Consider the following 12,387-nt stretch of genomic DNA (forward strand, 5'->3'; position numbering starts at 1 on the left):
TATGGTTAGTTAGGTAGCTATCTCCGCTGCCTGTGTTGTTGGGTAATGCTTAATTGTATGTTATTTAATTATTGGGTCATAATATGTGGTGTTGATAGTACGTTGTTAGATAGCGTGACTGTGGTCGTTCCGACCTTGAATGAAGTTGAAGGCATTGGGCTCGTTCTTGATGAGTTGCTTGGGATTGGTGTGCCTAGGGAGAGGATTCTCGTTGTTGATGGTGGTAGTACTGATGGTACTGTGGATGTTGTTAGGAGGTATGGTGTTAGGGTGGTTAGGCAGGAGGGTAGGGGTAAGGCTGACGCCATTTGGACTGCGCTTAAGCATGTTAACACGCCCTACATGCTTGTCATGGATGGGGACTATTCATACCCTGCCAAGTACGTGCCGGTTCTCATCGAGGAGATAACCTCCACGGGCGCTGATGAGGTCATTGGCATTAGGGTTCCGCAGCCGGGTAGTCAGGGCTTTGTTTATAGGCTTGGGAATAGGCTACTTACCTGGGCCTTCAACCTACTATTCAGTACGAGGCTTCACGATGTACTCAGTGGCATGTACATTATAAGGACTGAGTCCCTTAGGGATGCCGTAATGGAGGTTGGGGACTTCAGTATTGAGGCCCAGATAGTCGCCCACATGGTTAGTACTGGGAAGACGGTTAGGGAGGTTCCCATCGAGTATAGGCCCAGGGTTGGTAGGAAGAAGCTTAGCGTCTTTGATGGAGCTAAGATATTCATGGACATGGCGATACTAACCACTAGGTATAACCCAATGCTCATCCTATTCCTACTGGGTTCGCTACTCCTCATTCCAGGGCTGGCACTTGGCGCTACGTTGGTTATTGGTACATATTCTACGGCATTAAGTACTACCTGAAGGGCCTAATCGCCATAATGCTCACACTCATTGGACTTCAATTCCTAGGTATGGCGGCCATGTCCATATACATGAAGAGGATGGAGTACAGGCTCAGGAAGGCCATTGAGGAATTACGTAAGGATTGACCGAGGTGACCGAGAACGAGGGTTTTAATAACCGGCGGCGCGGGCTTCATAGGGCACAACCTAGCCATAAACCTAGCCGAGAAGGCTTCGACGTAGTTACCCTGGACAGCTTGAGAGGTCCACGGAATTCGCAGTAAATAGGCTCAAGCGGTATGGAATACACATCGTCAAGGGTACGCTAAGACGCTCAATGACTGTGAAGGCTTCGACGTGATGATCCACGCGGCAGCATACGTAAGCGTTCCCGAGTCAATGAGTAAACCGCTTGATTACCTGGAGAATAATGTGATCAGCACAGCAAGGATTGCCCATGAATGTGGTAAGGTTGGCGCGGGGCTAATCTACCTGAGTTCGGCGGCCGTCTACGGGAACCCAGTGAAGCTACCAATACCCGAGGACCACCCAATAAACCCACAGTCACCCTATGGGTTGAGTAAGTACCTGGGTGAGCTCGTGATTAGGCACTTCGGCGAGGTGTATGGACTGAGGTACGTAATACTAAGGCTATTCAACGTCTACGGACCTGGGCAAAACCCTGCCTACGCCGGCGTCATAGCAAGCTTCATTGAGAGGGCTCTGAGGAATGAGCCGTTGGTTATTTACGGTGATGGTGAGCAGACGAGGGACTTCATATACGTGGGTGACGTGGCGGAGATCGTACTAAGGATAATCGAGGGAGGACTATTCGACAACAACACCTATAACGTAGGGACTGGGAGGCCGACGACTATAAATGAGTTGGCGAGGATAGTAATGGAGGTCCTTGGCAAGAAGAATCTCAAGGTGATTCACGAGAGGGAGAGACCTGGGGACGTAAGGCATAGTTATGCTTATGTGGGTAGGTTGAGGTCGAGGATTATCATGAACCCAACACCGCTAGATGTAGGCCTGAGGAAGACGTTGAATGAGATAATCGCATGAAGCATTCGGCAGGGCTGTATGGGTTACTTCTGTTGTTGCTGCTGTTGCTTAATCAGCTTCGGGTATATGAACACGACCTTAGCGATCATGGCGTAGAACCTTAATTTCCATGCGTAGTCAATTAGGTCCTTCCTATTTGTTTCCGTGCCCTCCTTCTCGATGAGGTCGGCTATCTGGTTCATCTCCTCGATGTCGGCCATCGTGTAGTCGTTTGGGTCCTTGTCGAGGAGTTGCTTAAGCCTCTCATAAACCTCCCACGTGTAGTACTTAGTCTTGGGGATGGGGAGTATCGTCCTAACCAAGCTCCTCAAGGTCATTGCCTCAGTCTGCGTGAGTAAATTCTTCATCTCGAGCATCGTTATGAGAACCTCGGAGAACTGGACAAACACATTCTCAAGCCTACCGACCCTCTCTTCCAATTTCTCAAGCCTATTCTCAATCGCGTTAAATCTTATCTCGATCTCAGTGAATTTCTTGCCGAGCCAGTAGGCTAGGCTGGCTGTTGATGTGGCTACGCTCACGACCACTGCGATTATCGTTGCAACATCAACCAAGGCAATTCCCTAAGTAATTACCTTATTGCTAGGGTATAAATACCTAGTGCCGTTGTGGATTCACGCCATAAATAATGTCCCATCAGTATGGGTGCTGTTTATGAATTATTAATGGAAAAAGGTTCTTAAGTGCTTTTGTACCTAAGTTCTTTAGTGACTAACATAGGTAAAAGGGAGAATAAGGATGTTGAGGTTATCAAGGTCGAGTTACCTAGAGATCTAGCCGAGAAGTTCCGTAAATACGTTGCTGAGAGGTATGGGCTTAGGAGGGGTGCCCTATCGAGGGCTATTGCCGACTTAATAGCCAGGGAACTTGCCCTTTATAGCGAGGGTAAAGGTGGTGTAGATGCGATTGTTGGACTTGGACTCCAATCTGATTACCAATGGGATGGTGAAGACATCATTGAGGCATTGAGGAGGAGGGCCCATGTACCTGGTTGATGCGAATGTATTTCTCGAGGTGCTTTATAAGAGGGATAAATGGGTTGAAAGTTATGAATTCCTAAATAGGGTTAAGGAGGGCGCCATTAGAGCGTATACCCTTCACTTCACGATACATGCGGTCTCAGCAATACTTGGCAAGCCAGACCTTGTGAGTAAGTTCCTATCCGAGGTGAGTACTTGGCGTGGTTTAACAATTATTGATTCACGGATTGATGATGAGGTTATGGCTGCGGAGTTGGCGTCTAGGGTGGGGCTTGACTTCGATGATGGGCTCCATTACTATTACGCCAAGAAGCTAGGCCTTAAGTTGGTGTCGTTTGATAAGGATTTCGATAGAGCGGACGTAGAGAGCTAGAGCCGCATGAGGTTTTAAAAGCATGACAAATGCCATATGGGCCTTATGGACATGGTATTTTGCACGATGCTATCCTTTAACTGCAGACTCTGCAGTGCCCCTGGCCACACCCTTATGGGGTTCCATTAATAACTTCTCCTTGTTAATCTTGAGAGCACGGCACGACCGGCATCACGCCTGGTGAGGAGGTACCTGAGAATGTTTATGGGCGTCCCCCTGAAGATGGGATCGCTCAACGCCTTATCGGCGTAGGCCCTGGCTAGCGTGGCTATGCCAAGCCTCATGGGCGTCTCGGTGCCGCAGAGTACCTCGCCGCAGGTGCTTGCCAGTATGTCTAGGGAGTGCTTGACGCCGAGTGTATTGGCTATGTCGATGACCCTCCCGCTGAACCACCTCCAGAGCGTTAGGCAGTCGATGAGTAGGATTATGTGCTCCTTATAGATGGCGTGGACTGCATAAACCACTAACTCAGCCTCCCTACTCAAGCCCTTAACCAAGTGACCACCAACCTCGAAATCCTCCGTGAAATCCCTCAAGACGTCCTCACCGTTCATGTAGACGACCCAGGCAAAGGATGGGTGCGTGTACAGGTCAACTATGAAGCCCCTCCTGGACAGTGTCACGGTGTAGGCTCGCCAACAATTACGCTGAAGCCAAGGCTCCTAAGCCTAGTGACTGCCGCAGACACATCACGGGAATTAATGAGGATGTCCAGGTCCACGGAGACGTGGTCAACCGGCCTCCTAAACTTGAAGAATGCATAATCCAAGCCACTTAGGGCCCTGGCGACGTCGATAGCATTAGTGACGTACACGAGAACCTGGCCTCCTCAAGCCTCAACTCACCGTCAAGCCCAGCACCAACTGCCCTGAGGAAGGGTAGGTAGAGCTTATTCAACCTGGCTAAGCCACCCAACTCGAGGACTTCACCCAAGCCACTGGGCCTGTACCAACCCTCAATGGCACCTAATAACCTAAGTGAGGCTGTGACCATACGGCGTGCACATTAATGGGCATTAATAAGCCTTAAAACCCTGGCAACAACCTGGGCAGAGCTTAGGGCGCCCGTGTCAATGGTGTAATCGGCATAGTACCTGGAGAGGACCCTGTAATAGGCAAGTTCCCTGAGGAGGAAGGGCCTAGGCACATCACACCTCCTAATGAGGACATCAACATCGGCATGGAGGTAAACAACGAACTCACGCAGGGCGAAGAAGAGGAGGAACCGGCCAATGATGGAATTGAGGAAGCCGGGGTAATCGAGGGTCACCGCAATCCAAACAACGAAATCCAGGACACCCCTATCACCAACAACGAAACAAAGCAAGCCAAGTAAACGCCTAATAAGGAGGTGAGGTAGAAAGCCGAGGAACTCCAGGAAAGCCCAGGCATGCCTTAGTGAACGGGGAATACAAACCAGGTAGTAGGGATTACATAAACCACGGAAGGAGCGGAAATGCGATAGGAAGCGGAGGAGGACGGAAACAAACAAGTGACTACCTCTAAACCAATGCAGGCAAACACCAACGCCCCTAAACAATAGATAACCACGTAAGGCACTGGCAACGGTGGACTTACCAGAACCATCAGCACCACTAAAAATAACACCACCCACAACACCACCCCACCAGGCCCAATTACGGAAACCACGCAAAAAGCAAGCCAATAAAGATAACCCAGGGCAAAACGGCGATCAACCACCCAATAAACAACCAACTCAAATACCTACCGCACCAGGAAATCCCCAAACCAACCATCAATACCTACTTACCAAACCAAGACCCATTATTAAGTAATACCCACAACACAAAAAGGAAATTAAGGAAAAATAATGAAGCAAAAGGCAAACACAATGAAAAGAATCAAGCTAAGCCTCGCCAACCAACAGGTAGAGTTCGTGGATAGGGAGCAAGCCCTCAAGCGTATTGAGGAGTGGGTTAGTAGGGGTGTGGCGTTTCCCCAGGTCGTTTATGGGCCGGAGGGTTGTGGGAAGACGGCTTGGCTTAGGCAGTCCGCCGAGTTACTCAGGGAGTTGGGTTTTGACGTGATCTACGTTAATCCAATCGAGAAGGAGTTCATGGCTGAGCTCGGCATTCAAAGGCTTAAGGATAAACTAACCAGCCTGGCTCGTGAAGTAACCTCACAACTGGCCTGGGTTAGGGTTACCTGGTCCGTGATTGACATCGTTAGGGAGGCCATAAGGCTTGGGCGTGGGAAAATAGCCATAATAATTGACGATGCATTCCAGGTCATCGGCCTTGACAATGCCGCAATCTATGTCAAGGGGCTACTGGGCATTCTAGAACACCCGCCGGAGCCTACGAGAGGGTTATTGCGATTGCAGCAACCAGTGAGAGTGTTTCTAGGCGTGAGATTGGTAGGCATGAGTGGCTGACATAAGGCCAATATGGAACATGAGCAAGGAGGGCTTCAAGCAATTATATGATCAATTGCCAGGGAATAAACCAGACTTCGAGGAGGTCTGGAGGCTCACGGGCGGAAACCCAAGGATGCTCGAGAGACTCTACGAGAGTAGGTGGAAACTGAATGCGGTAATAGACGAGTTGATTAATAGAAAGGAGCTAACTCATGACTTTGTTAGAAAGTGGTTGAGTCACCTCAGGGAGGCCGTGAGCGACCCAGACTACCTATGGTACAATGCGCCGGAGGAGTTGATTGATGAACTTATTGAGAAGAACCTCATAATGTACTTCCTACCCGAGAGGGACCAATGGTTCTGGATCGACGCACCACCGCCAGAACGAGACCCAGAGCTGGGCATCGGCAAGTACGTGGCATGGCAAACACCAATACATAGGGAAGCCATTAGGAGAGTCCTGGAGAGCTCACGCAGGAGTTAACATAACACCAAGGCGAGGACCAGGTAGAGCAGCACAACGTAAAGACCCGCCACAAACCATCACTAATGCACCCAGACCCTCAACAAACCATTGTGATTCGATATTACGGGGATGGCCCCTATTAACCATGCCATGTTTAGGTTCTTTTTCCAACTAGAGTTGACATGCTCGTCGCACCTCGGGATGTATGTGATGTGCAAATGTGACACGGCATTTACACGGGACGTCCTGGCATTTCCATGGTGGGGCGCCACCAAAACATTTACGTAATACACACCAGCATCACGGGTATTCCACAATGCCGTATCCAATTCACAGCCATCTAAATCACCCAGGTACATCAACACATACTCATCATTAAAGTAGTAATGATGGCAATATGAATCAAAATCCTCAATATTCAATAAATCCACATGGACATGATGACTTATCCCACTCTCCACAACATACGCCAAAGAATGCAAATTAACAACACTCTTATGGACCACCAACAACTCACGATCACCTAACCTCATAGACTTCATGAACCGACAGAAATTGACCCGAAGATACTTCGGCATCACTATTCGTGTTATCTTTGCTCCTCTCTTCACGGATTACATACTCGCCTAAACTAATCTTAAGAACGCAAGACTCAACCCTCCTAACACATAAGCACTGGTATTCGCATCACGAGCTGATCTAATACCCTTAACTACGTAACCCATGGCAATGAGTAACCTCGGTGAAACTGCATTAACGTCGAATCTACGTTATTTCCTCGAAGTCTTCTTCGTGGATGTGCCTGATGATTTTTATGCCGTTTGTCTTGGCTAGTTCCATGGCTTTGCTGAAGTCCTTGGTCTTGAATACGTAGGCGATTATGGCAATGACCTCCCTACCCGCCACGGCCTGCCTTAGTTTGTTGACCTTCTCCACGAAGTTCTTCACGTCCCTGAGCCTAAGTGTGGTCTTAACCTCAGTCACAACCACCTTATTATCGACCTCAGCATAACCGTCGAACTCGCCTATATTCTCGATTACACGTCTTTCAAGCCTATCAATACTGAGGTTGAGTCTCTTCCTGATCCAGGTGGGTAGGTGGTACCTAGCGTCACGTTCAATCAGTAAACCAATGCTCCTGGAGAGTCCGCCATAGTTCCTAGAGAGATCATTAAGCCTACGTTTAATGTCACTGACCTCTTGCCATAGTCTCTCCTGGCTCTTAAGGATTTTCTGGCTTATTTCAAGGTGTCTTTGGTTAATCTCTAGGATGCTTCTCGTTATCCCTAAGTGGCTTTCCTCTGTTTTTGCTAGCTGGTTAGTAATCTCGAGAACCTTATTCAATGCATCCATCATGACTGCCTGATTCCTGGCGAGACCCTCAACGACATTAAGCACCTTACTCAGTGCATCAATCAATTGCTTAAGGCTTGATTGAACATCGGTGATGCCTAACAAACCCATCACAGCATACCTAAACTCCCTATCACGCTCCAGTAACTGTAGGAATTCGTCCTTAAGCTCCACCGGTAGTAAAACTGGTTCCTGGGTTAAAAAGCTATTTTAACTAAGGTGTTATTAAAAAGGTGGTCCAGGATGAAAATCACGGTAATAACCCACTGCTCAGTTAGTGGCTTAGTTGCTCTATGTCTATGATTATTAACTTATTCATATATTGGTTTAGGTAATTCATCAGCTAATACCCGCGTCCCTGCCCAGCGGCGCCCTGATGATGACCTCTTTACCGTTTATCACGAGCTCATATGGAATTTTATACACGGTCATTAGCACGTGCTGAATGAGCATTAGGTCGATAAGGAACTCCCTATCACCGTATAGGAGGTGCGCGAGGAGCCAAACCCTAAACCTAAACCACAACTCACCAAGCGCTGCACCAACGCCGACCCAACCACCGAGGACCCAGCCAATGCCCACAATACCAAACAACAGCGGGATTAAAAGAGCCACTATAAATATGGCGCCATTACTTATTGAGAGGAAGAATGGATAAAATAGTAGTGCAATAATGACGCCCATGATTATTATGGCAAATCCAATCAATAAATAAAGAAAGCGTTTCATCATATAAAAGTTATGTTTTTATTTTTAAATTTAATTAGTAAATTAAATTACATAGCCCAGCACGGTGGGCTCCATAGCAAAGGACCGCAGAGAGGATTTATAGATGTCATTGGGTAGCTACTCCACGTGCCACCTCCTAGGTTTGGCGGTGGTGCGCGGTATGCTGGGAGTATCGCCATTACCATGCCTAGGGCTATTATGAGGAGTATCATGCTCCATATAATAATTTGCCTTTTCATCAAGGGATCTTATTTTAACTAATATATATATATATCGCCGTAGTTATTTTGAAAAATTCCTGAGCAAGATTAATGATGCATTTGTAAACTAAGTTAATGGTGATTGGCGTATCCTAGGCCGAGTGAGCGTCTAGCCGGGGTTTGGTGATAGTTAAGGATTGTTAGATAATCACCGCCGGCCCAGTTTACATCACCTGGTCAGTGGGGACGGGAGGAGCTCATCCAAATTTAGCCGTTGCTCTCTCCTTATTTAACCCTTCCTCGACGTTTTAAGGTATGGGCATGTTATTGGGCTCATAAGCATGTCGAGGCCTTTCCGAAAACTTTATAGTTTAATGCCGTGGTTTTATCCTGTGGTTATTATACTTAGGCATTTAACCCTCGAGAATTACGGACCATTCACCAAGCTAGACATTGACCTTGGTGACATTACCGTATTCGTTGGGAGAAATAATACTGGGAAGAGCACGGCGCTTGAGGCTGTAGCCTTACTTCTGTCATCAATCAACGGCTTTATGCTTTATGCGCCTAAGACGAGTGTTGCCATGCTTTCAAGACTGAGTTCTAGGGCTAATTACTTAATTAATTTACGAAGCAATAGTAATATTGCCGTTATTTCAGGAGACGTTATTCACCAGGGAGTTAGGCGTAGTGTCATGGTTAGGGTGGTTAGGGGCATTAATGGATTGGGCGATTTCCGTAATGACGTGATGCGTGAGGTTGCGAATTCGATTGTTGAGTTAGCGCCAAGATCTCAGGAAATACTCATGGACGCATTTCGTAGGGTTCAGAAGGAGCGTGGGGGTACTGGGAATGTCTCTGAGGCGTTTAGGGAGTTTGTGGATGGTGTGATTACTGTGCTTAACGATTATGTGAATAATCTATTGGCGGATGCCGTCTTCCTAAGTACCTACGTTGATGGTGAGCCACTTAACATCGCATTGCTGCCTATGAGTGCTGTGGTAATTGATGATTACGTAGTAGGTAAGTTAGTAAGGCTAGGCCTAAGTCGTGGTGAGGCCAGGAGATTACTAGATATTCAGGTAAGTAGGGTTTCGGAGGGTCGCGTCATCCATATTAGCAAAAAGATAGATATAAAGCCGGTGAACGTTCAGCATGCATCATTACACTCATTCTTAATAGATGATTTGACCCCAGATAAGCAGTCAGAATTGATTGACTTATTGAGGGGTGAGGTTCGTTACTTCTATGATTATAGGGGTGGGCAGGTTATTCTTAATTTTGATAGTGGTAAGGTTTCCGTACCCTACGCCTTAATGGGCGACGGATTTAGGGCATTGGTTAGGATGCTCGGTCTCATTGTTGGTGGTGTTGATGTTGCGATTATTGATGAGCCTGAGACCCACCTTCATCCTGGCTTCATGGAGGTAATTACCAAGTACATGGTTGAGCCTAGGTTCCTTGATAAGGTTCAGTTTGTCATGGCTACTCAATCCCTTGAGTTCCTTGATTATTTGCTTAATGCTGCCAAGGAACGTAATATGCTTAATAGGATTAGATTGATTAGGCTTTATTTATTACCCGATGGTGATATTGATTATGAGCAGTTGAGCGGTGATGAGGCGTATGACGAGAGATATAAGCTTAGGTCAGACCTCAGGGTCCCTAAATGTGTATTGATAGTCCTCTGTGAGGGCAAGCATGATTACGAATTTATCAGAGAGACATTCATGACGTTATTCCCTAATGTTCGGGTTAGGGAGCATTTTCCTGATGATAAGGACATTTTGATTAGGCGTGTTTATGAGGGTATATTGCCTTCCTACGTACCAGTTATTGTTGAGGGTGGTAAAGATGTGCTTGATGGTAATGTTAAGGTCTTCATCAGTAAGTTGCGTTCTATCTCTAGATCCTTTATCAAGGTGCTGATTCTTCGGGATTCTGACTCTAATGACGTAGGTGCGGTGTTTAACGAGTTAGGGCATGGTATTAGGAATTTTCTTAAGAATAGAAATAGATTTCCTAAGCATGAACCTCAAATGGCTTGTGGGCAAAGGATTATTGTTGGTTCATTTACGCTTTATAGATGCGTTCTGAGATACCGCGATGGTGAGGTTTACCTTCAATTTAATATTTGTGGTACCATCATTGGAGGACTTCCTTTCTAGGTATGGACATATTAATGATGAAGAAGGCCTAAGAGGCGCCATTAAAGACGCACTTAATAAGCACGGTAATGACATAAGTACCATATTTAAAAATGCAATGGATCCCTGCATTACCCAATGAGTGGTAGGGTTTTGGCTCATGGGATTAGGCTGTCTTCTCAGCAAGCTTTGATGCCGTTGCTAATGCCGTTAGGGGTTATGATGAGGCGTCCAACATCTACTTCACGGTTTTGAATACTAGCCCTAGGGTTGCCGTTGCGTATGGCCAGAAGTACTTCTTTAGGGTTGGTCAGTATATTTCCTGCGTTACCCTGGTCATTGAGCGTGGTTCCGAGACTGAGGTTAGGATTATTGCACATTCTGGTCTTAAGGCTTTGAGTTTTGGTGATTATGGGGCTAGTGCGGCCTATGCTAGGGAGGTGCTTGGTTACCTTAGTAACGCCCTTAATGTTAGTCCTAGGGATGTGGTTGAGGTTGATTACATGGACGTGACTAAGTCCCAGTTGCTGGGTTAGTAATTTATTATTATCTAGTAAGTAATGCTTAAATAGTTGATTGTACTTTAATAATTGTGGTTGAGGTACTGGTTAAGGTTACTAGGAATTACCAGGTCACGATACCCGCGAGCGTCAGGGAGAGGCTTGGGATAAGGATTGGTGATTTAGTTAGAGTTATTTATGATGAGAGTGAAGGTGTCGTTAAGATAGTCCCGGTTAAGAGGAGTAGGATTACGATTAGGCTTGGTAGGAGGATAACCGTTGAGGAGATTGAGAAGAGTATTGAAGAGGTGATGGATGAGAGTACTCGTTGATACTAACGTGTTGGTGTACGATACTATTGAGGATAGCGAGTATCACAGTAATGCTAGCGCCATTATTGATAATGCGACTGAGTTAGTGATACCCTCAATAGTGGTTCATGAATATGTGTGGATATTGGCTAGGCGTTTAGCGTAAATCTTAACCTTATATCAATGAAACTTCGGGAATACTTGGAAGATCCGCGTGTTAAATACTTACTTGAGGACTTGGGTATCTACGAGAGGGCGTTTAAAATGATGATTGAGGATGGCGCATCTGCTGCGGAGATGAATGATTACATAATTTTATCAACAGCAATAAATGAGGGTGCTGCATTAGCCACCTTTGATAGAGATTTGGCAAAGAGGGCTGTTAAGAGGGGCATCAAGGTTGTGCCGTGAATATTACCATCCACCTATTCCATTAGTAATACCTATTCCATTCTGTAGTGGCTTTTTAATTGGCCTGTGGTAATTACTATTGATGGGTTATTCCTACCTAATGTCCAGCGCCAGGGCTGTGCTTACGAGGGATGTGGATGGTGTTGACCTGGGCATAATCAGTATTGCCCCTGCCAAGCTGGTACGGTGATTAATGCGCCGCCCAGCGTGCTTGAGGTCCTCATTAAGCGTGGGGTTGCCTCGCTGCTTGATGAGGATAGGTTGGTAGTGAGGAGATTCTTAAGAGGGTTTGGCTTGAGAATAGGGCTCCGAGTGAGTTGCGTGAGTTGCCCAGGGATTTCTATGTGAGGGCTAGGCTTAGCATGGTTGGTGGTGACCAGAGGAGTGTTAGGTTGTTTGCCCAGCAGTTGCGTGAGTTGGCTCAGTTGAGGCTTAGGAAGATACTCATGCTCCTTGCCGTTAACCCGAGTATCGCTGATTCAAGGGATTTCCTGGATAAGTTGACGATTGAGGAGGAGGAGCTCGTTAAATCCATTACGCCGTTAATTAAGGAGTTCCTGAACACGGTGGTGGGTCTGCAATGACGACGCCTGAGACTGCCAAGGCACAGAGGGTA

Annotated in this window: 19 protein-coding genes and 2 pseudogenes; 12 read left to right on the plus strand and 9 right to left on the minus strand. The window is 46.8% G+C overall.

Going from position 1 to position 12,387, the window contains the following annotated elements; translation table 11 throughout:
* The first annotated feature begins 57 nt into the window (after positions 1 to 57).
* Entirely contained in the window at positions 58 to 876 is an 819-nt protein-coding gene (locus JCM14467_RS13545; protein ID WP_252901732.1) for a glycosyltransferase family 2 protein, read from the plus strand.
* Between the two features lie 326 nt (positions 877 to 1,202).
* Positions 1,203 to 1,925: pseudogene (locus JCM14467_RS13550) on the plus strand (NAD-dependent epimerase/dehydratase family protein); the annotation flags it as partial.
* Positions 1,926 to 1,948: 23 nt separating this feature from the next.
* On the opposite strand, the gene JCM14467_RS13555 reads toward JCM14467_RS13550, so the two are convergent.
* Positions 1,949 to 2,479: a hypothetical protein gene (locus tag JCM14467_RS13555; RefSeq protein WP_054850524.1), complete on the minus strand. Its 531-nt coding sequence runs from the start codon at positions 2,477 to 2,479 to the stop codon at positions 1,949 to 1,951.
* A gap of 153 nt (positions 2,480 to 2,632) precedes the next feature.
* Here JCM14467_RS13555 and JCM14467_RS13560 point away from each other — a divergent pair, with 153 nt between their 5' ends.
* On the plus strand, positions 2,633 to 2,920 hold the full coding sequence (locus JCM14467_RS13560; RefSeq protein WP_252901733.1) for a hypothetical protein: 288 nt from the start codon (positions 2,633 to 2,635) through the stop codon (positions 2,918 to 2,920).
* Positions 2,907 to 3,278, plus strand: a complete 372-nt coding sequence (locus JCM14467_RS13565) for a type II toxin-antitoxin system VapC family toxin (protein ID WP_252901734.1) — start codon at positions 2,907 to 2,909, stop codon at positions 3,276 to 3,278. Before JCM14467_RS13560 ends, JCM14467_RS13565 begins: the two co-directional genes overlap by 14 nt.
* A 125-nt stretch (positions 3,279 to 3,403) precedes the next feature.
* Here the strand turns inward: JCM14467_RS13565 and JCM14467_RS13570 are convergent, their stop codons facing one another.
* Genes JCM14467_RS13570 through JCM14467_RS13580 form a run of 4 tightly spaced genes read right to left on the minus strand, consistent with a single transcriptional unit; the run spans position 3,404 to position 4,892 of the window.
* The gene (locus JCM14467_RS13570; RefSeq protein WP_054850525.1) at positions 3,404 to 3,901 is read right to left on the minus strand and encodes a hypothetical protein; all 498 of its coding nucleotides are present in this window, start codon (positions 3,899 to 3,901) and stop codon (positions 3,404 to 3,406) included.
* Positions 3,898 to 4,092 carry a hypothetical protein gene (locus tag JCM14467_RS19010; protein WP_252901735.1) on the minus strand — a complete coding sequence of 65 codons (195 nt, stop codon included), beginning with the start codon at positions 4,090 to 4,092 and terminating at the stop codon, positions 3,898 to 3,900. The genes JCM14467_RS13570 and JCM14467_RS19010 overlap by 4 nt, the downstream gene beginning before the upstream one ends.
* Positions 4,053 to 4,271: a hypothetical protein gene (locus JCM14467_RS13575; RefSeq protein ID WP_054850526.1), complete on the minus strand. Its 219-nt coding sequence runs from the start codon at positions 4,269 to 4,271 to the stop codon at positions 4,053 to 4,055. The genes JCM14467_RS19010 and JCM14467_RS13575 overlap by 40 nt, the downstream gene beginning before the upstream one ends.
* A 12-nt stretch (positions 4,272 to 4,283) precedes the next feature.
* Positions 4,284 to 4,892 (minus strand): hypothetical protein, encoded by a 609-nt coding sequence (locus JCM14467_RS13580; protein WP_054850533.1) that lies wholly within the window; start codon positions 4,890 to 4,892, stop codon positions 4,284 to 4,286.
* 237 nt (positions 4,893 to 5,129) lie between these two features.
* Between JCM14467_RS13580 and JCM14467_RS13585 the strand changes: the two are divergent.
* Positions 5,130 to 6,138, plus strand: a pseudogene (locus tag JCM14467_RS13585) (ATP-binding protein).
* A gap of 62 nt (positions 6,139 to 6,200) precedes the next feature.
* Here the strand turns inward: JCM14467_RS13585 and JCM14467_RS13590 are convergent.
* The 4 genes from JCM14467_RS13590 to JCM14467_RS19015 form a co-directional block, all read right to left on the minus strand.
* Positions 6,201 to 6,662, minus strand: coding sequence for a hypothetical protein (locus JCM14467_RS13590; protein WP_252901736.1), 462 nt, complete (start codon positions 6,660 to 6,662; stop codon positions 6,201 to 6,203).
* Positions 6,663 to 6,885: 223 nt separating this feature from the next.
* A complete protein-coding gene (locus tag JCM14467_RS13595; protein ID WP_054850528.1) occupies positions 6,886 to 7,647 on the minus strand; it encodes a hypothetical protein in 762 nt (253 codons plus the stop codon).
* 165 nt (positions 7,648 to 7,812) lie between these two features.
* Positions 7,813 to 8,181, minus strand: a complete 369-nt coding sequence (locus tag JCM14467_RS13600; RefSeq protein WP_054850529.1) for a hypothetical protein — start codon at positions 8,179 to 8,181, stop codon at positions 7,813 to 7,815.
* 68 nt (positions 8,182 to 8,249) lie between these two features.
* Positions 8,250 to 8,414, minus strand: coding sequence for a hypothetical protein (locus JCM14467_RS19015; protein WP_252901737.1), 165 nt, complete (start codon positions 8,412 to 8,414; stop codon positions 8,250 to 8,252).
* Between the two features lie 380 nt (positions 8,415 to 8,794).
* Here JCM14467_RS19015 and JCM14467_RS13605 point away from each other — a divergent pair, with 380 nt between their 5' ends.
* The 7 genes from JCM14467_RS13605 (at position 8,795) to JCM14467_RS19035 (ending at position 12,355) form a co-directional block, all read left to right on the plus strand.
* On the plus strand, positions 8,795 to 10,570 hold the full coding sequence (locus tag JCM14467_RS13605) for an AAA family ATPase (protein WP_054850530.1): 1,776 nt from the start codon (positions 8,795 to 8,797) through the stop codon (positions 10,568 to 10,570).
* Positions 10,571 to 10,800: 230 nt separating this feature from the next.
* Positions 10,801 to 11,085, plus strand: a complete 285-nt coding sequence (locus JCM14467_RS13610; RefSeq protein ID WP_252901738.1) for a hypothetical protein — start codon at positions 10,801 to 10,803, stop codon at positions 11,083 to 11,085.
* A gap of 56 nt (positions 11,086 to 11,141) precedes the next feature.
* Positions 11,142 to 11,381 (plus strand): AbrB/MazE/SpoVT family DNA-binding domain-containing protein, encoded by a 240-nt coding sequence (locus JCM14467_RS13615; protein ID WP_054850531.1) that lies wholly within the window; start codon positions 11,142 to 11,144, stop codon positions 11,379 to 11,381.
* Between the two features lie 7 nt (positions 11,382 to 11,388).
* On the plus strand, positions 11,389 to 11,526 hold the full coding sequence (locus JCM14467_RS19020; RefSeq protein ID WP_252901739.1) for a hypothetical protein: 138 nt from the start codon (positions 11,389 to 11,391) through the stop codon (positions 11,524 to 11,526).
* Positions 11,527 to 11,561: 35 nt separating this feature from the next.
* Positions 11,562 to 11,771 carry a PIN domain-containing protein gene (locus tag JCM14467_RS19025; RefSeq protein WP_252901740.1) on the plus strand — a complete coding sequence of 70 codons (210 nt, stop codon included), beginning with the start codon at positions 11,562 to 11,564 and terminating at the stop codon, positions 11,769 to 11,771.
* A gap of 186 nt (positions 11,772 to 11,957) precedes the next feature.
* Positions 11,958 to 12,119 carry a hypothetical protein gene (locus JCM14467_RS19030; RefSeq protein WP_252901741.1) on the plus strand — a complete coding sequence of 54 codons (162 nt, stop codon included), beginning with the start codon at positions 11,958 to 11,960 and terminating at the stop codon, positions 12,117 to 12,119.
* Entirely contained in the window at positions 12,098 to 12,355 is a 258-nt protein-coding gene (locus JCM14467_RS19035; RefSeq protein ID WP_252901742.1) for a hypothetical protein, read from the plus strand. Before JCM14467_RS19030 ends, JCM14467_RS19035 begins: the two co-directional genes overlap by 22 nt.
* Positions 12,356 to 12,387 lie beyond the last annotated feature (32 nt).

Origin of the sequence: Vulcanisaeta sp. JCM 14467, from assembly GCF_001316245.1 — an archaeon.
Classification (GTDB): domain Archaea; phylum Thermoproteota; class Thermoprotei; order Thermoproteales; family Thermocladiaceae; genus Vulcanisaeta.

What these genes read in the sequence shown, in the direction of transcription:
- JCM14467_RS13545 (WP_252901732.1), top strand. Translation starts at nt 58, where the DNA reads ATGTTATTTAATTATTGGGTCATAATATGTGGTGTTGATAGTACGTTG.
- JCM14467_RS13565 (WP_252901734.1), top strand. Translation starts at nt 2,907, where the DNA reads ATGTACCTGGTTGATGCGAATGTATTTCTCGAGGTGCTTTATAAGAGG.
- JCM14467_RS13575 (WP_054850526.1), bottom strand. Translation starts at nt 4,271, where the DNA reads ATGGTCACAGCCTCACTTAGGTTATTAGGTGCCATTGAGGGTTGGTAC.
- JCM14467_RS13590 (WP_252901736.1), bottom strand. Translation starts at nt 6,662, where the DNA reads ATGAAGTCTATGAGGTTAGGTGATCGTGAGTTGTTGGTGGTCCATAAG.
- JCM14467_RS19015 (WP_252901737.1), bottom strand. Translation starts at nt 8,414, where the DNA reads ATGATACTCCTCATAATAGCCCTAGGCATGGTAATGGCGATACTCCCA.